The organism is Chitinophaga sp. OAE865 (assembly GCF_040546735.1).
Taxonomy (GTDB): Bacteria; Bacteroidota; Bacteroidia; order Chitinophagales; family Chitinophagaceae; genus Chitinophaga; species Chitinophaga polysaccharea_A.
The window spans coordinates 2,072,391-2,091,303 of sequence record NZ_JBEPOF010000001.1; the positions used below are offsets into that span (position 1 = coordinate 2,072,391).

Below are 18,913 nucleotides of genomic sequence, written 5' to 3' on the forward strand. Positions count from 1 at the left end.
TTGTTATGAAACGAAATATCCAACTTAATATACAACGTTTAGCCGGCGGCGTTATAGTACCGGTATTACTCGCTATTGCAGGTTGCGGGAAATCATTCCTGGATGTGCCGCCCCAGGGACAGCAACCCAGCGAGCAGTTCTGGAAAAGTGAAGCAGATGCCACCAAAGCGGTAAACGCCATCTATGCGAATCTCCGCGAGTGGAAACAGGTAGGGTTCGCGGCGATAGCTATAGAAAGCCTGGGCTCCGATGATACGGAAAAAGGTAGTAATGCTGCCGATGCGAGCTTCCTCAATAAGTACGATGATTTTTCAGTGACCGCTACGGAAGGCCAGATCCTCGATTTCTGGAAATCACAATACCAGGAAATCAATTTCTGTAACCAGGTGCTGGATAATATTCCTGCTATCAGTATGAATGAAGCGCTGAAGAACCGTTACCTCGCGGAAGCGAAATTCGTACGTGCGTATGCGTACTTCCGCCTGGTTCGTGCCTTCGGTGATGTGCCGCTGCGTTTAAAAGTACCTGTGGATGCCAGTGAATATAATATGCCAAGAACACCTCAGGCGGAAGTATGGGCTGCTATAGAAAAAGACCTGACGGAAGCTGCAGCGGTGCTCCCTCCGGCTTATCCCGCTTCCGATGCAGGAAGAGCTACCAAAGGCGCGGCGCTGGCGCTTCACGCAAAAGTGGCCATGTACCTTAAAAAATGGCCGGATGTGCTCAACTATACCAACCAGGTAATGGGCCTCGGGTATACGCTGTTCCCCAACTATGAGCAGCTGTTCCGCATCGCCAATGAAAATTCAAAGGAATCTGTATTTGAGATCCAGTGCCAGCTGATCCTGAACAGTAAAGACGCTTCCAATTCCCAGTACTCGCAGATCCAGGGAGTGAAAGGTGTTGTTGGCGGCGGATGGGGATTCAATGTGCCTACTCAAAGCCTGGTAAGTGAATATGAAGCTGGTGATCCCCGCAGGGATGCCACCATCCTTTTCAGGGGAGAAACCACACCGGAAGGAGATCTTATTCCACCCACCGGCGATAACCCGATGTTCAACCAGAAATCGTATGTGCCTTTCCGTTTGTTTGTAACGGGCTATACGGAAGGTGCTGACCAGAACGTACGCGTGATCCGCTACTCGGAAGTGTTGCTCATGAATGCCGAGGCTGCCAACGAACAGGGTAATGCTACCCAGGCGCTCTCCTCGCTGAATGCAGTACGGGCCCGTGCACGCGGAGGCAACGCTGCCATCCTGCCGGATGTAACTACTACCAATAAAGATGCATTACGCAACGCTATCTGGCATGAAAGAAGGGTGGAACTGGCCATGGAAAACGATCGCTATTTTGATGTGATCCGCCAGGGAAGAGGTGCGGCGGTATTTGGCTCCAAAGGCTTCGTGGCCGGGAAAAATGAAGTATGGCCGGTTCCGCAGGATGAAATTGATATCAGCGCAGGTACACTGACACAAAATCCGGGTTACTAATCTCTAATACAATTACTATGAACTTCAGATATCAATCATACGTACTGCTGGCGGCCATTACGCTGTTTGCGTCGTCTTGCTATAAAAAGTTTGATGCGGACAGCTATAAGCCGGCACTGTCGATCGGTGGCTATACCTCCGCTTCTGAGATCGCTCCCGCCAACCTGGTGGCCTACTGGGGATTTAATGGCAACCTGGTAGACAGCGTTTCCAAAACCAGCTGCGACAACCACGGGACTTCCTTCACCACTGGTATTAAAGGCACTGCGCTTAAAGGCGCGGATAAAGCATACGCCTTATTCACACCGGGAACATCTATCACCGGCCTCAAAGCGTTTACCATAACGCTGTGGGTAAATAATCCGCAGAACACCAACGGTATCGTAGAACTGCTGAGCCTCAGCAATACCAAAAGCTTCTGGGGCAATATCGATATCTTTTTTGAGAACGGCAGCACAGATACAAAAGCGGTGCTTAAAATGCATGTGGCCAGCTCGCATGGAGAAGCATGGCTCGGCAATTACGATGTACAGAACGTGTGGGGAAAATGGACCAGCTTCGCCTTGTCTTACAACGGGGTGGATTCCTTTAAGGTATATGTAAACGGCCTGAGGATTGCCACACAGGTGGTAACAGGCGGTGGACCATTGGAGTTCCTTAACCCCGGTAAAATGGTATTTGGCACATCACAGTTCCAGACCGTTCCCAGTCTTACTTCTGAAGCTACTGCACAGGATTGGGCCAGCTATCTCACCGGTGGCCTCGATGAAGTGAGGATCTATAACAAAGCATTGGAAGAAGCAGATGTAAGCGCCCTCGTAAAACTGGAAGGACGGGGAAAATAGTTTTTTATATGAGATGGATAGCTAGTTTATTAATGATAATAACAGCAGGCTGTAGTAAGGGCGGGGGCGACAATACGTCGCCTCCGCCCGTTACGCCGGCTTCGTTCAGCTTTCAGTCGCTGAGTGTGGATAGTGTATCTGCCGGGTTTTCCTATTACGGCACCGGTACTCAACCTGCTGTCAGGATTACTTTCTCTGATGCAGTAATGCGTAGCTCTGTTGCGGCCGCCTGTTCCTTTGCCGGGAGTAATGGCGCCGTGGCATACCATGTTACATGGGAGCATGGCGATAGTACCATTGTGCTGAAACCCGTGGCGCCGCTGTCTAACCTTACCGCCTATACGATAAATGCAGGCGTTGGTTTGCTGTCGGTGAAGAACGCAAAACTTCAAACGGCAGTATCCCTTTCACTGGTAACAGCCATCGATACTACCGATAAATTTCCCCGCATCTCCGATGAGGCGTTGCTTACGCTGGTACAGCAACAAACTTTTAAATACTTCTGGGACTTCGGCCACCCGGTGAGCGGCCTGGCCAGGGAAAGGAATACCAGCGGGGAAACCGTTACCTCCGGCGGCTCCGGCTTTGGTATTATGGCCATCATCACCGGTATAGAACGGCACTTTATTACCCGCAGTGAAGGACTGGTGCGTATACGGCAAATAACCACTTTCCTCGGCACTAAAGCGGCACGGTTTCACGGCGCCTTCCCACACTGGCTCAATGGCAGTACCGGGGCAGCTATCCCCTTCAGTGAAAAAGATAATGGCGCCGACCTGGTAGAAACCTCCTATCTGGTCCAGGGCCTCCTCGCCGCACGCCAGTATTTCAAAAATACAGATATAACGGAAACGCAGCTACGAAATGATATCAATGCTATCTGCAACACGGTGGAATGGAACTGGTTCCGGAAAGACAATGCCAACGTGTTGTACTGGCACTGGAGCAACGAATATAAATGGGATATGAATATGCCGGTGAAAGGATGGAACGAATGCCTCATCACCTATGTCCTTGCTGCATCTGCTCAAACGCCTGTGCCCAAAGCCACTTACGACAGCGGTTGGGCAAACAACGGCGCCATGCGTAACAATAATTCGTACTACGGCATTAAACTGCCGCTGGGACCTGCTTTAGGAGGACCGCTGTTTTTCTCTCACTACTCCTTCCTGGGTATTAATCCTAAAGGATTAAAGGATGCCTATGCAGATTATGAAGAACAGGTGGTAAATCATACCCGCATTAACTATGCTTATTGTGTAGCCAACCCGGCGGATAATTATGGCTATGGCCCCGATTGCTGGGGGCTCACAGCCAGCGATATCCCCAATGGCTATACGGCGGGCTCGCCCACTAATGATGCAGGCGTTATTGCACCCACTGCTGCATTGTCGTCGTTTCCTTATACGCCGAAGGAATCCATGCGGGCGCTGAAATTCTTTTACTATAAACTGGGCGATAGAATTTGGAAGGAATACGGTTTTACAGACGCCTTCTCGCTGCAGCACCTTTGGTTCGCAAACTCTTTCCTGGCTATCGATCAGGGCCCGGTGATAGTGATGATAGAGAACCACCGCAGCGGGTTATTGTGGAACCTGTTAATGAGTTGCCCGGAAATAAAAACCGGTATGCATAACCTGGGCTTTACCAGCCCCCATCTTTAAAAAAGAAAAGAAACAAAGAAATGAAGCATATACTGTATATCAGCTGTTTGTTTTTCCTGTTGCAGCCTGCTATAGCGCAAAAGAAAATGCCTGTTGACCGGAAAAAGATATCCGACGACCAGTTGCTGGAACTGGTGCAAAAACAAACCTTCCGTTACTTCTGGGATTTTGGTCACCCTGTATCCGGCATGGCGAGGGAACGCAGTAACAAAACATTTGATTATGGCGATGAAGTAGTGACCACCGGCGGTACTGGCTTCGGTGTAATGGCCATCATCGTGGCGGCAGAACGGAAATGGGTTACCCGCGAAGCAGCTGCTGAACGGCTGCTGAAAATAGTGAACTTCCTCCGTAAGGCCGACAGCTACCATGGCGTTTTCCCTCACTGGCTGAATGGCGCCACCGGAAAAACGATCCCCTTCAGCCGTAAAGACGATGGGGGCGACCTGGTGGAAACCTCCTTCCTGTTCCAGGGACTGCTCTGCGCCCGCCAGTATTTCAATAATGACTCTCCAACCGAAACGGACCTGCGTAATAAGATCAACTGGACCTGGAATGAAACGGAATGGAACTGGTACACACAGGGCGGCCGCAATGTGTTATACTGGCACTGGAGCCCAAACAACGGCTGGAGCATGAACCACGAAATAAAAGGCTGGAATGAATGCCTTATTACCTATGTGCTGGCAGCTTCCTCTCCGCGTTATTCCATCAACCCGGAAGTATACCACCAGGGCTGGGTGAATAATATCTACTTCAGGAACGACCGTACCTTTTATGGGATCAAACTGCCGCTGGGATTTGATTACGGCGGACCATTGTTCTTCTCCCACTACTCTTTCCTGGGGTTGGATCCACATGGGCTGAAAGACCGCTACGCCGATTACTGGGAACAGAACCTGCATCATACGCTGATCAACCGCGAGCACTGTATACGCAATCCAAAAGGATTTAAAGGATATGGCGCCAACTGCTGGGGCCTCACCGCCAGCGATACTTATGACGGCTACAATGCACATTCACCGGAGAACGACTGGGGAACCATTACGCCCACAGCAGCCCTGTCGGCCTTCCCATATACGCCTGAATATTCCATGCAGGCGCTGAAGCACTTCTATTATGACCTGGGAGATAAGATCTGGACGGAATATGGTTTTGCAGATGCCTTCAACGAAAGCAAACAATGGTATGCAGATTCGCACCTGGCTATAGACCAGGGACCTGTTATTGTGATGATAGAAAATTACCGTACAGGGTTATTGTGGAAGCTGTTTATGAGCTGCCCCGAAGTGAAGCAGGGATTGAAGAAACTTGATTTTCAAATTGCAGAAAAATAGTGGTGATGAAAAGATGGATATATGCGCTGATAGTGATGTTAATAAGCTTGGATGCAAACGCACAAACCACGTATTGCAATCCCGTGAATATCGATTACGGATACTGTCCTATTCCTGATTTTACCACCTGGGGAAAACACCGCGCTACAGCCGACCCGGTGATCGTAAATTATAAAGGCGACTACTACCTGTTTTCCACCAATCAATGGGGATACTGGTGGAGCCCCGATCTGCTCAACTGGCATTTTGTGGAACGGAAATTCCTGAAACCATATCATCATGTATACGATGAATTATGCGCCCCCGCCGCCTGGGTAATGGGCGATACGCTGCTGGTATTCGGTTCTACCTATACCAGCGATTTTCCAATCTGGATGAGCACGGACCCCAAAGGCAACCAATGGAAAGAAGCGATAGATTCATTGCAGATAGGCGGCTGGGACCCTGCTTTTTTTGCAGATGATGATGGCCGCCTGTACATGTACAATGGCAGCAGTAACCGCTACCCGTTGTATGGAGTGGAAATGGACCGTAAAACCCTGCAACCCAAAGGCACACGTAAGGAAATGTACCTGCTGGAGCCGGATCGCTATGGCTGGCAGCGGTTTGGGGAAAACCTGGATAACACTTTCCTGGATCCTTTTATTGAAGGCGCCTGGATGACGAAGCATCGTGGGAAGTATTACCTGCAATACGGCGCCCCCGGAACGGAGTTCAGCGGCTATGCCGATGGAGTAGTGGTAGGCGATCACCCGCTGGGGCCTTTCATTCCCCAGCCGGACCCGGTTTCGTATAAGCCCGGGGGTTATGCCCGCGGGGCAGGGCATGGCGCTACGTTCCAGGATAATAAGGGCTTCTGGTGGCATGTATCTACCATGGTTATTGCTGTCAAAAACAGCTTCGAGCGCCGTATCGGCTACTGGCCTGCCGGCTTTGATAAGGAAGATGTAATGTTCTGTAATACCTCTTTCGGAGATTACCCGCACTATATTTCCAGAGGTGCAGACACCAGCGCTTTTGACAACGCAGGGTTCACCGGTTGGATGCTGCTGAATTACAACAAGCCGGTTACTGTATCTTCCGTATACGGCGGGTATCTTCCCAATAATGCCGTGGATGAAAGTATAAAAACTTACTGGAGCGCCGCTACCGGTAATAAAGGAGAGTGGATACAGACAGACCTTGGTAAAGTAAGCCGGGTAAATGCAGTACAGGTAAATTATGCCGACCAGGACGCTCCTTTTCTGGGTAAGCAAACGGATATTTATCATCAGTATATACTTTGGTTTTCGGAAGACGGAAAGCATTGGAAGATGCTGGCCGATAAAAGCAAACAACGTAAAGATGTGCCCCACGATTATATTGAGCTAATAAAGCCGGTGCAGGCCCGTTATATCAAAATGGAAAACATCCATATGCCCGGCGGAAAATTTGCGCTCAGCGGGCTAAGGGTATTTGGAAACGGCAACGGTGCTGTACCGGATACCGTGAAAGACCTGCTGGTGCTTCGCACGGAGAAGGATAAACGAAGCGCATGGATCAAATGGTCGCCGGTAGATAATGCATATGCATATAACATCTATACCGGTACTTCTCCGGATAAATTGTACAACTGCATCATGGTGCATAATAACAACGATTATTACTTCAAAGGAATGGATAAAGACCGCCCCTATTATTTCTGTATAGAGGCCATCAATGAAAACGGCGTATCAGCCAGGACAAAAGTGATAAAATCAGAATAAAACAAACAGCATGAAACATAAACGTACCCGTTTTAAAAGCGCGCTTGTGGCAGTGGCACTGCTGGCCACAGGCCAGGTACAGGCGCAATCTTCTCCTGCAAAAATGAATGCCTTCATTAATACGCTGATGGGAAAGATGACGCTGGAAGAAAAGATAGGCCAGCTTAACCTGCTTACACCAGGCGGCGGCGTGGCAACCGGCGCTGTAGTGAGCAGCGATGTGGAAACAAAGATCAGCAAAGGTAATGTGGGCGGTTTGTTTGGTGTAATTGGTGTGGAAAAGATCCGCCAGGCACAGGAACTGGCAGTTACCAAAAGCAGGCTTAAAATTCCGCTGATCTTCGGATCAGATGTGATCCACGGATACAAGACCACATTTCCTATTCCGCTGGGACTATCCTGCAGCTGGGATTTATCGCTGATTGAGCACAGCGCAAGACTGGCAGCAACAGAAGCCAGTGCCGATGGCCTGTGCTGGGTGTATTCACCTATGGTAGACATTGCCCGTGATCCGCGCTGGGGCCGCGTTGCAGAAGGATCCGGGGAAGATACCTATCTGGGCTCAAAAATAGCCGCCGCCATGGTGCATGGCTACCAGGGAAAACAACTGGGCGATAAAAATAGCGTAATGGCCTGCGTAAAACACTTCGCCCTGTACGGCGCCGCGGAAGCCGGCCGTGATTACAACACTACCGACATGAGTCGCATCAAAATGTACGAATACTACCTGCCCCCGTACAAAGCAGCGATAGATGCAGGCGCAGGCAGTGTAATGACTTCCTTCAATGAAATTGATGGGGTTCCTGCCACAGCCAACAAGTGGCTGCTTACAGACCTGCTCCGGAAACAATGGGGCTTTAAAGGCTTTGTGGTAACAGATTACACCGCTATCAACGAAATGATGGAACATGGCCTGGGTAACCTCCAAACCGTATCGGCGCTCGCGTTGAAAGCCGGTGTGGATATGGACATGGTAGGCGAGGGGTTTGTTGGCACGCTGCAGCAATCACTTAAAGAACATAAGATAACACTGGCTGAGATCAACGACGCCTGCCGTCGCGTGCTGGAGGCAAAATATAAGCTGGGCCTGTTCGATGATCCTTACCGCTACTGCAATACTGCCACTGCCGCCAGGGAAGTGCTGAGCGCCGACAAAAGACAGGCCGCAAGAGAGCTGGGCGCACGCTCCTGCGTGTTACTGAAAAATGACCGGCAAACATTACCGTTGAAAAAGTCGGGCGCCATTGCATTAGTAGGGCCGCTGGCCAATAACAAAAGCAATATGCTGGGAACCTGGGCGGTAAGCGGCGATGCCGCATTGTCTGTACCCGTTCTCGATGGCATGAAACAGGTAGCCGGCAGCAGTGTGAATATTCTTTACGCCAAAGGCGCCAACATCAGCGATGATACCAGCTTTGCAAAAAAGGTAAATGTATTTGGCGAAAGGATCGATATTGATGCCCGTACTCCTGAACAGTTGCTCACGGAGGCAATTACTACCGCCTCAAAGGCAGATGTAGTGGTAGCCGTGGTGGGAGAGGCCTCCGAAATGAGCGGGGAAGCCGCCAGCAGATCGGATATCGGTATCCCGGAAAGCCAGCGTAAACTGCTCGCCGCACTGGCACAAACAGGCAAACCACTGGTGGTAGTAGTAATGAGCGGAAGACCATTAACGCTCACCACTGAAAATGAGCAGGCTGCTTCCTTGCTGCAAGTATGGTTCCAGGGCCACGAAGCCGGCAACGCCATCGCCGATGTCCTCTTCGGAAATTATAATCCTTCCGGCAAGCTCACCATGAGTTTTCCCCGTAATGTAGGACAGATCCCCATCTACTATAATTATAAAAATACAGGCCGCCCTCAACCGGAAGGCCCTACACAGAAATTCCGCTCCAACTACCTGGATGTGCCCAATGATCCGCTGTTCCCTTTTGGATACGGCCTGAGCTACACTACGTTTAAATACGAAGGGCTCACGCTCAGCTCCAACAAAATCAGCGGCAGCAAAACGATAGATGTGGCATTTAAACTCACCAATACGGGCGCCTATACCGGCGAAGAAATTGTGCAGCTGTACCTGAGAGACAGGGAAGCATCTGTTACCAGGCCGGTAAAAGAACTGAAGGATTTTCAGAAGATAAAACTGCAGCCGGGAGAAAGTAAAACCATTCATTTTACGATCGACAGGGAAAAACTGTCTTTTTTTAACAGCCAGTTGCAATGGGTGGCCGAGCCGGGAACATTCGATCTCATGATTGGCGCCTCCTCTGCTGATATCAGGCTGAAGAACACATTTGAGCTGCAATAACCGCCTATATTTTTATTACTGGTTAAAAGAAAGCAGGGTCGCCCGGAAGGGCGGCCCTTGCTTTTTGAAGCACCTGCAAAAACCGCCGCTGAAAGCTTATATTTGAGAACATACTTTAAGCTTTTTTTTATGGAACCCATCACTGCAATTCAACTGAAAAATATTCCTTCTCTGAAGGATGTGCCGCTGGAACAGCTGCAGTGGCTGATTTCCCAATCGGAGGAAAAACTGGTGCCGGAAGGAGAGCTGCTCTTTAAAGCCGGCGACCCGGTAATAGCCACTATCATCCTGATTTCAGGAAAAGTGCGTATCTCTGCCACCGTTAATGGGCATTACCGGGAAATTGTGGAACTGAACGACGACAACATCACCGGGTGGCTTCCTTTTTCCCGCGTAAAGAACGCCATGGGAAACGGTCTATGCCTGAAAGACACCAGGGTGCTGATTTGCCCGGCAGAAAAGATCAAAGCACATATTGAACAGCATTATGAACTAACAGAAGCGCTGGTGCATATCATGACCACCCGCGTACGGGAAACCACTTCTTCCCAGCAGCAGAATGAAAAAATGATGGCGCTCGGGAAGTTATCTGCAGGCCTGGCTCATGAGTTGAATAACCCGGTAGCCGCTATTTGCAGAAGCTCAGACAAACTGTTTGAGAATATCAGCCATATCCCCGCTATATTTAAAGAAATGGCAGCATTGTGCCTGTCGCAGGACCAGGCCACAGCCATTGTGGATAACCTGCAGCAATGGTGGGCCAACAAACCGGCGAAGGCATTATCCGTGCTGGAGCTCTCTGATAAAACGGCTGATATTGAAGATTGGCTGGAGAGCAAAAACATCTCCCGGATTGAAATAGCGGAAATACTGGCAGAATGCGGTGTGGAGCCCGCTGCATTGGAGGATTTCAGCCGCTTGTTTGATCCCGCGCACCTGGAAGTGATCTTCGGCTGGATAGATAGCTCACTGGAGGCGAACAGGATGGTGGGTGATCTGCAGATCTCCTCGAAAAGGATTTTTGACCTGGTGAGTGCCGTGAAAAGATATACTTACATGGACCAGGAGCCGGACAAACAATTTATCGATATCCATACCGGTATCCGCAATACGCTCACGATGCTGGATTACCGGTTCAGGAAAGGCAATGTGGAAATAGTGGAAAACTTTGATGCCTCGCTGCCAAAAATAAAAGCCCTGCCCGGGGAACTGAACCAGGTATGGACCAACCTGGTGGATAATGCCTTGGATGCCATGGAGCCGGCTCAGAAAGGACGGCTGGAAATAGCCACCACAAAGGACCGGCAATGTGTGCATGTTACCATCACCGACAACGGGCCGGGTATCCCGGAAGAAATACAATCGCGTATATTTGAGCCTTTCTTTACCACCAAAGACCTGGGAAAAGGAACAGGGCTGGGACTGGATGTGGTAGCACAGATTGTACAGCGTCATCGCGGATCTGTGAAACAAACTTCTGTGCCAGGTAAAACAATTTTTACCATTTCATTTCCCATAGAGAACAATTAAGAAGATATGAGCTTGCCAATAATATTTGTTATAGATGACGACAGACAGGTGCTGAATGCAATTACGCAGGATCTGAAGTCATACTACCGTAAATCGTACCGTATTTTAAGCACGCTTTCCGCCAACGAAGCGCTGCAAAGCCTGGTAGAACTGAAAAACAGGAACGACACTGTAGCCATATTCATTTCAGATCAGCGGATGCCGGAAATGGAAGGCGTTGATTTTCTGCAACAGGCTATGGAAATATTCCCTGCTGCCAAACGGGTATTGCTGACTGCTTACTCTGATACCAATGCAGCTATAAAAGCCATTAATGAATTACGGCTGGATTATTATCTGCAGAAGCCCTGGGATCCGCCGGAAGAGAAGTTATATCCCGTTATCAACGATCTGCTGGAAGACTGGCAAACCAATTACAGGCCTGAATTTCAGGGAATCAAGGTGCTGGGTTTTCCTTTTTCGTCTGATGCTTACCGCATCAAGGAATTCCTGGCGAGCAACCTGATCCCCTATCATTCTATTGATGCCGGCAGCGATGAAGGAAAATTGCTGTTGCAGCTGAATAACCTGGAGCCATCGGCATTACCGGTGGTAATACTGGAACAGGGAGAGGTAATGGCATCCCCGGCTATCATTGATATTGCAGCAAAAATAGGATTGAATCCCACGCTTAAGAATGAGATCTATGATGTTGTGATCATCGGCGCCGGGCCTGCCGGTCTGGCGGCTTCAGTATATGGTGCGTCTGAAGGATTGAAAACGTTGCTGATAGAACGGCATGCGCCAGGCGGACAGGCAGGTACCAGTTCCCGTATTGAAAACTACCTGGGCTTTCCGTCAGGACTAAGCGGCGCGGAACTTACCCGGCGTGCTATTACACAGGCTACAAGATTTGGTACGGAATTTTTGTCGCCGCAATCGGTGAAAGAAATCAAGCTTAAAGCAGATTATAAGATCGTTTGCCTGGAGAACGGCACAGAAATAAATGCAAGGGCAGTAGTGATCACCACCGGTGTGGATTACCGAAAGCTGGACACTGCCGGGATTGCACAGTTCACCGGTGCAGGCATTTACTACGGCGCTGCTACCACGGAAGCCGCTTCGTGCCGCGACCGTAGCGTGTACATACTGGGTGGTGGCAATTCTGCCGGCCAGGCTGCCGTGTACCTGTCGAAGTTTGCAAAGGAAGTATTTATTCTTATCAGGAAAGAAAATCTGAACGCTACCATGTCGTCTTACCTGATAGACCAGATCAGCAAGATCGCCAATATTACCATCCTGAACAATAGCGAAATAGTGGAAGCATCGGGCACCGACCGGCTGGAGAAACTGAAGATAGAAAACCTGCAAACCCATGAAATAAAAGAAGTGCCTGCCGATGCGTTATATATTTTTATAGGAGCAAGGCCTTATACCGAATGGCTGGGGGATCTTATCATCAAAGATGAAAAAGGCTATGTGCAAACCGGGCGGGAAATGAAATCATTTGATTATTTTGGTAAGCTCTGGAAGCTGGCACGCGATCCTTATTTTCTGGAAACCAGCTGTCCCGGCATCTTTGCTGCCGGCGATGTACGGTCAGGCGCTATGAGCCGCGTGGCCTCCGCTGTGGGCGAAGGATCTATGAGTATTAGCCTGGTGCATAAGTACCTGGCAGAAGTTTAAAACATTTTTTATGGCTTTATGTTCACACCTTGAAGCAATTGCGGAAGTAAAAGTAAGCAGCGATCATGTTTGCGAAGAATGTGTAAAGCATCATGGCAAATGGCTGCACCTGCGTACCTGTCAGACCTGCGGTGTTACCCTTTGCTGCGACGATTCGCCTTCAAAGCATATGACGCAGCATTTTCATGAAACGGATCATCCGGTGGTCGCTTCAGCAGAACCGGGGGAACGGTGGCTGTGGTGTTATAAGGACGGGGCTTTTGCGGAGTATTAAAAAATACAGAAGGGGAAGGCAATGGTCTTCCTCTACACCACCGTTACCTTCACGCCCATATCTTCCATTTTCTTGACAATATGTTCTGAAATACCGCTATCGGTAATCACCTCGTCTATTTCTTCCAGGGAGCAAATGCGCCCGAAACCTCTTTTGCCAAATTTGCTGGAATCGGCCAGTACAATGGTTTTCTGGGCAGTGGCCATCATTTTCTGGTTCAGGTGCGCTTCCATGATATTAGTGGTGGTAAGACCAAATTCCAGGTCTATACCATCTACACCGAGGAACAGTTTACTGCAGGAAAAATCTTCCAGTATCTTTTCTGCATAAGACCCTGTAACAGATGTAGAGCTGTTGCGCAGATGCCCGCCAAGCTGGATCACCTCGATGTCGGGCCGGCGCAGCAGTTCCAATGCCACGTTCAGCGCCCCCGTGATAACGGTAAGGTGTCCTTTGGGCTGTATATTTTTTGCCAGCGCCTGTACAGATGTACCGGAAGCAATAATGATGGCATCGTTCGGCACTATCAGCGCAGCGGCTGCGTGCCCGATCAGTTGTTTTTCCTCCCGGCGTATATTCTCCTTTTCATTCACCGGTTTATCCATCGTATATGGATTGTGCACCGTAGCGCCTCCGTGTGAGCGGAACAAAAGCGACTTATCTTCCAGCAGCTTCAGGTCTTTTCGTATAGTCACTCCCGATACATCCAGCTCCTTACAAAGTTCCAGTACATTAACATATCCCTTCTCGTGCAGCTTGCCGAGAATAAACTTATGACGTTCTGCAATATTGATCATAGACATATCAGATAAAAGTAACGTATTAAAATGTGTTGACACGGGATCATCTGAAAAAAATCCTGATTACAAATATCCACGAATTTTGTTTCAATTAGTTAAATATGGTTACATATTAATCGGGTAATATCCTTCATTTCTATCCGTAGAAACTTTAAATGAAATAAAAAGAAGTTATACATATATAATAAATATATGTATTATAATTGTAAACGAGATAGTTATATTTTTCTTTTTATTTCTTTTCCGTTCATCAATAACTTTTTCTGCTTTTTCATTTTATTTTATACTTTGGTTTCAAATTATTTCTTTTTGTTTTTATTACTATTGCAGAGAAATTAAATGAAACTAATTAAAAGTCATGTGGCAATAAAATGAAAAGAATTGAATCAATCAGGCAATTAAGGGAAGCAGGTGAACAACCATGGGATCTTATCATTATAGGCGGCGGAGCTACGGGTCTTGGTATAGCCATGGATGCCGCTACCAGGAATTACCGCACGTTGTTGCTTGAGCAGGCCGACTTCGCCAAAGGTACTTCCAGTCGCAGTACCAAACTGGTGCACGGCGGGGTAAGATACCTGGCGCAGGGCGACATTGCCCTGGTACGGGAAGCCCTGTACGAAAGAGGACTGCTGCTTAATAATGCCCCGCACCTGGCTCATAACCAGCAATTCATCATCCCTCAGTATAACTGGTGGCAGGGCCCCTTTTATACTATCGGCCTGAAGATCTACGACCTCCTGTCAGGAAAACTGAGCCTTGGGCGTTCCAGGCATATCAGCCGGAAAGAAGTTATTAACCGGCTTCCCACCATCCGCAGGGAAGGACTGAAAGGAGGTATTGTTTATCACGATGGCCAGTTTGATGATGCACGCCTCGCAGTAGACATTGCACAAACTGCCGCTGAAAACGGGGCCGTACTGCTCAACTATTTCAAGGTAAATGGTCTTCTTAAAAACAATGCAGGCAAAATAAGCGGCGTACGCGCACAGGACCTGGAAACGGCAGAAACGTTTACGCTGCAGGCCAGAACAGTGATCAATGCTACCGGCGTATTTGTAGATGAAGTACTGCAACTCGACAACCCGGCTGCGCCAAATATGGTGAAACCCAGCCAGGGCGTACACCTGGTGCTGGACCCTTCTTTCCTCAACAGCAAAAGCGCTATCATGATCCCGAAAACGGACGATGGCCGCGTATTATTTGCAGTGCCCTGGAATAATAAAGTGTTACTGGGCACTACCGATACACCGCTCGATGAGCACAGTATGGAGCCCATCGCACTGGAAGAAGAGATCAGCTTCATCTTAAATACCGCCGGTAAATATCTTGACCGCCCGCCTGCACGCGAGGATGTGCTCAGCGTGTTTGCAGGGTTACGCCCGCTGGCTGCCCCACAGAAAGAAACTGGCAGCACAAAGGAAATCTCCCGCAGCCATAAGATCCTGGTGGCGCCATCAGGGCTCATCACCATCACCGGCGGTAAATGGACCACCTTCCGCAGGATGGCGGAAGATACCGTAGACCAGGCCATTAAAACCGGAGGGCTGGTACCGGTGGGCTGTAAAACAAAATCACTGCACATCCACGGCTACCAGCAACAACCTTCTGCAGCTGCGCCACTGGATATATATGGCAGTGATGCCGCCAGGATACAGGCTTACATTTCCCTGAACCCTGACATGAAAGAACAGCTGCACCCACGCTTGCCATACATCAAGGCACAGGTGATCTGGGCAGTGAGAAATGAAATGGCCCAAACAGTGGAAGACGTACTGGCCCGCCGTTTACGCGCACTCTTCCTGGACGCGCAGGCTGCTATTGACCTCGCGCCTGCTGTAGCCGCAATTATGGCTGTTGAGATGAACAAAGACATGGAATGGCAACAAAAACAGGTAAAGGATTTTCTGCAGGTAGCGCAACATTATCTCCTGAAGAACGGAACTACCTATAAACAACTGAAGGTTACGGTATAGACTAAACGAAAAAAAAGCATCCACGTAAACATCCACGTAGAAAAAGAAAGACATGATCAGATACATTATGGCAATGGATCAGGGCACAACCAGCTCGCGGGCCATTATTTTCGACAAAGCAGGCGCAGTTATTTCCACGGCGCAGAAAGAATTCACACAACTGTTTCCACAACCGGGATGGGTGGAGCACGATCCTTCTGAAATATGGAGCAGCCAGATCGGGGTAGCTACCGAAGCTATGGCCAAGGTAGGCCTGGAAGGAGGCAACATCGCAGCCATTGGTATTACCAACCAGCGGGAAACAACCCTGGTCTGGGACCGGGAAACCGGTAAGCCGGTGTATAACGCCATTGTTTGGCAGGACAGGCGCACAGCTGGTTTTTGCGATGAACTGAAAGCAGCCGGCAGGGAAACCATGGTGCGCGAAAAAACAGGATTGGTAATAGATGCTTACTTCTCCGGAACAAAAATCAAATGGATCCTTGATAATGTGCCCGGGGCACGGGAACGCGCCAACGAAGGCGGGCTGGCCTTCGGAACGGTAGACGCCTGGCTGATCTGGAACCTCACTCATGGCGCCGTACATGCCACCGATATCACTAATGCCTCCCGCACCATGCTGTTTAATATCCATACCCAGGCATGGGATAACGAACTGCTGGAGATGCTTGGTATCCCCGCATCCATGCTGCCGGAAGTAAAGCAGTCGAGCGAAGTATGCGGCGAAACCGCCCCCGGCATCTTTGCCGTGCAGATCCCTATTGCAGGCATCGCCGGAGATCAGCATGCCGCCCTCTTCGGGCAAATGTGCACTGCAACCGGCATGGTAAAAAACACCTACGGCACCGGTTGTTTTATGCTCATGAACATTGGGGAAACACCGATCATCAGCAAGAATAATCTCCTTACCACCGTGGCATGGAAAGTAAACGGGCAGGTACAATATGCGCTGGAAGGCAGCATCTTCATTGCAGGAGCTATTGTGCAATGGCTCCGCGACGGGCTTGGTATTATCAGGGCCTCTTCTGAAGTGGAAGCACTGGCAGCCAGCGTGACGCAGAATGATGGCGTATACCTGGTGCCTGCATTTGCCGGTCTTGGCGCCCCGCACTGGGACCAGCACGCACGCGGCACACTGGTGGGCATGACACGCGGTACCAACGCAGCCCATATTGCACGTGCGGCATTGGAAAGCATCGCGTATCAGACCATGGAAGTACTGAATGCCATGGAAGCAGATGCCGGTATCAGTATCAGGGAATTAAGGGTAGATGGAGGTGCCACCGGCAACAACCTGCTCATGCAGTTCCAGGCTGATATCCTGCAAACAAAAGTAGTTCGTCCGGGTATCACGGAAACAACCGCTCTCGGCGCCGCTTATCTCGCCGGACTGGCCACCGGTTACTGGCAGAACCTGGAAGAAATTGCCAGCCAGTGGAACATGGAAAAGTGCTTCTCTCCAAAACTGGAACAGGAACAAAGGCAGCAATGGATCAATGGATGGAACCGCGCAGTAAACGCTACAAAAGCATGGGCTCATCAATAAAATCATAAACTATGTATCCTTATTTAGCTGAATTAATAGGTACCGCCCTGCTGCTCCTGCTGGGCAACGGCGTGGTAGCCAATGTAGTACTGCACAATACAAAAGGCAACAACAGCGGCTGGATCGTGATCACCACCGGGTGGGCGCTGGCCGTATTTGTAGGAGTTGTGTTTGCGGGCCCATACAGCGGCGCACACCTCAATCCTGCTGTCACCATCGCACTGGCCACTGCCGGTAAATTCAACTGGGCAGATGTGCCTTTGTTCATTGCCATGCAGATGCTGGGCGCTATGCTCGGTACCACGCTGGTATGGCTTAATTACAAAGACCATCTGAACAATACGCCCGACGTGGGATTGCAGCGCGCTGTATTTTGCACGGAGCCGGCTATACGAAATATCTGGCGCAACTTTATCTGCGAAGCTACCGGCACCTTTGTGCTGCTTTTCACCATTTTCTATTTTACCGGGGCAGAATTGGGACCGGAAAAAACGCCGGTAGGGCTGGGTTCTCTCGGCGCACTACCCGTAGCTTTCCTGGTATGGTCTATAGGGTTATCCCTGGGCGGTACTACCGGTTACGCCATCAACCCGGCCAGGGATCTGGGCCCGCGTATCATGTATGCGCTGCTGCCCATAAAAGGAAAAGGCCACAGCGACTGGAACTACTCATGGGTGCCCGTTTTGGGACCAGTCGCCGGCGCTGTGCTCGCAGCTTCCTTATACCTGTTACTGAAGTAAATAACGCTTACCCATACACGCAATTAATAACACGTTAGAACCACCTGCAATGAAAAAAAAGCTCAATATCAGCCTGATCAGTTGTGCAATGGCAGTAGCAGCCATGTGCAGCTTCAATGCCTGTAAAACATCCAGGACAACGGCTGCTGCCAAAAAAGATTATCCTTCATTTTATAAAGTAGGGCACCGCGGCACCAGGGGACTGATGCCTGAAAACACCATTCCGGCTATGTACCGCGGACTGGAAGAAGGCGCCAACACCATCGAGTTTGACGTGCACATCACGAAAGACGGACAGGTAATGGTATACCACGATGCATCTTTTACGCCGTCTTACACCACCACGCCCGACGGGAAAGATATCCCGGCGGAAAAGCGTAAGGATTATATTTTTTACCAGATGAACTACGCGGATATCCGCCCGTTTATTATCGGCGAAAAACCATATCCGGCCTATCCGGAACAACAACGCATGCGCTCTTATGCGCCGTTGCTGTCTGAACTGATAGACTCCGTGGAGGCCTATACGAAAGCGCATCATCTGCCGGCGCCTTATTACCTGCTGGAGATAAAATCTTCTGAAAAAACAGACGGTAAAGAACAACCCGCGCCGGAAGAATACATGGATAAACTGATGGCGGTAAAACAATTGCAGCCATTGGGAAAACGCCTGCTGGTGCAATCGTTCGACATGCGCCCTCTACAGGTGCTGCACCGCCGCTACCCCGGTATGGCACTCGGATTTCTGACAGATGATAAAAAGAACGGGTTCGACCAGCATATTGAACAACTGGGCTTTACACCGTTTTTCTACAATCCTAACTACAAACTGGTAACACCCGAGCTGGTAAGCAAATGCCACGCTAAACATATTCAGATTGTTCCATGGACAGTGGACGATGTTAATGAAATGAAGAAATTAAAAGGACTGGGCGTTGATGGTATTATTACCGACTACCCAAACAGGTTACGCGAAGCAGGGCTCTGACCATT

General features: G+C 49.6%; 14 protein-coding genes. 13 read left to right on the forward strand and 1 reads right to left on the reverse strand.

All coding sequences use genetic code 11. The features are described from left to right. Positions 1-5: 5 nt before the first annotated feature. The 9 genes from ABIE50_RS08650 to ABIE50_RS08690 all read left to right on the forward strand — a co-directional run bounded on the left by ABIE50_RS08650 (position 6) and on the right by ABIE50_RS08690 (position 12,858). Complete coding sequence (locus ABIE50_RS08650) at positions 6-1,490, forward strand: RagB/SusD family nutrient uptake outer membrane protein (protein WP_209864555.1); 1,485 nt, start codon at positions 6-8, stop codon at positions 1,488-1,490. Between the two features lie 17 nt (positions 1,491-1,507). Then, complete coding sequence (locus ABIE50_RS08655; RefSeq protein WP_209864551.1) at positions 1,508-2,335, forward strand: LamG-like jellyroll fold domain-containing protein; 828 nt, start codon at positions 1,508-1,510, stop codon at positions 2,333-2,335. Positions 2,336-2,343: 8 nt separating this feature from the next. After that, on the forward strand, positions 2,344-3,999 hold the full coding sequence (locus tag ABIE50_RS08660) for a glucoamylase family protein (RefSeq protein WP_354027931.1): 1,656 nt from the start codon (positions 2,344-2,346) through the stop codon (positions 3,997-3,999). A 20-nt stretch (positions 4,000-4,019) separates the two neighbouring features. Beyond that, positions 4,020-5,336: a glucoamylase family protein gene (locus tag ABIE50_RS08665; protein WP_209864548.1), complete on the forward strand. Its 1,317-nt coding sequence runs from the start codon at positions 4,020-4,022 to the stop codon at positions 5,334-5,336. A 5-nt stretch (positions 5,337-5,341) separates the two neighbouring features. Beyond that, positions 5,342-7,081, forward strand: a complete 1,740-nt coding sequence (locus ABIE50_RS08670; RefSeq protein ID WP_209864545.1) for a family 43 glycosylhydrolase — start codon at positions 5,342-5,344, stop codon at positions 7,079-7,081. A 10-nt stretch (positions 7,082-7,091) separates the two neighbouring features. After that, complete coding sequence (gene bglX / locus ABIE50_RS08675) at positions 7,092-9,389, forward strand: beta-glucosidase BglX (RefSeq protein ID WP_209864542.1); 2,298 nt, start codon at positions 7,092-7,094, stop codon at positions 9,387-9,389. Positions 9,390-9,518: 129 nt separating this feature from the next. After that, on the forward strand, positions 9,519-10,919 hold the full coding sequence (locus ABIE50_RS08680) for an ATP-binding protein (RefSeq protein ID WP_209864539.1): 1,401 nt from the start codon (positions 9,519-9,521) through the stop codon (positions 10,917-10,919). Positions 10,920-10,925: 6 nt separating this feature from the next. Beyond that, the gene (locus tag ABIE50_RS08685) at positions 10,926-12,584 is read left to right on the forward strand and encodes an NAD(P)/FAD-dependent oxidoreductase (protein ID WP_209864536.1); all 1,659 of its coding nucleotides are present in this window, start codon (positions 10,926-10,928) and stop codon (positions 12,582-12,584) included. Between the two features lie 10 nt (positions 12,585-12,594). Beyond that, positions 12,595-12,858 (forward strand): UBP-type zinc finger domain-containing protein, encoded by a 264-nt coding sequence (locus tag ABIE50_RS08690; protein ID WP_209864533.1) that lies wholly within the window; start codon positions 12,595-12,597, stop codon positions 12,856-12,858. 32 nt (positions 12,859-12,890) lie between these two features. Here the strand turns inward: ABIE50_RS08690 and ABIE50_RS08695 are convergent, their stop codons facing one another. Continuing rightward, a complete protein-coding gene (locus tag ABIE50_RS08695; RefSeq protein ID WP_354027932.1) occupies positions 12,891-13,661 on the reverse strand; it encodes a DeoR/GlpR family DNA-binding transcription regulator in 771 nt (256 codons plus the stop codon). A gap of 368 nt (positions 13,662-14,029) precedes the next feature. Between ABIE50_RS08695 and ABIE50_RS08700 the strand changes: the two genes are divergently transcribed. From ABIE50_RS08700 to ABIE50_RS08715, 4 genes are read left to right on the forward strand one after another with little or no spacing between them, the layout of a single operon-like run. Further along, positions 14,030-15,634 (forward strand): glycerol-3-phosphate dehydrogenase/oxidase, encoded by a 1,605-nt coding sequence (locus ABIE50_RS08700; RefSeq protein WP_209864530.1) that lies wholly within the window; start codon positions 14,030-14,032, stop codon positions 15,632-15,634. A 52-nt stretch (positions 15,635-15,686) separates the two neighbouring features. Continuing rightward, on the forward strand, positions 15,687-17,180 hold the full coding sequence (gene glpK / locus ABIE50_RS08705; RefSeq protein ID WP_209864527.1) for a glycerol kinase GlpK: 1,494 nt from the start codon (positions 15,687-15,689) through the stop codon (positions 17,178-17,180). 11 nt (positions 17,181-17,191) lie between these two features. Then, the gene (locus tag ABIE50_RS08710) at positions 17,192-17,920 is read left to right on the forward strand and encodes an MIP/aquaporin family protein (RefSeq protein WP_209864524.1); all 729 of its coding nucleotides are present in this window, start codon (positions 17,192-17,194) and stop codon (positions 17,918-17,920) included. A gap of 49 nt (positions 17,921-17,969) precedes the next feature. Next, positions 17,970-18,908: a glycerophosphodiester phosphodiesterase family protein gene (locus tag ABIE50_RS08715; protein WP_209864521.1), complete on the forward strand. Its 939-nt coding sequence runs from the start codon at positions 17,970-17,972 to the stop codon at positions 18,906-18,908. Positions 18,909-18,913 lie beyond the last annotated feature (5 nt).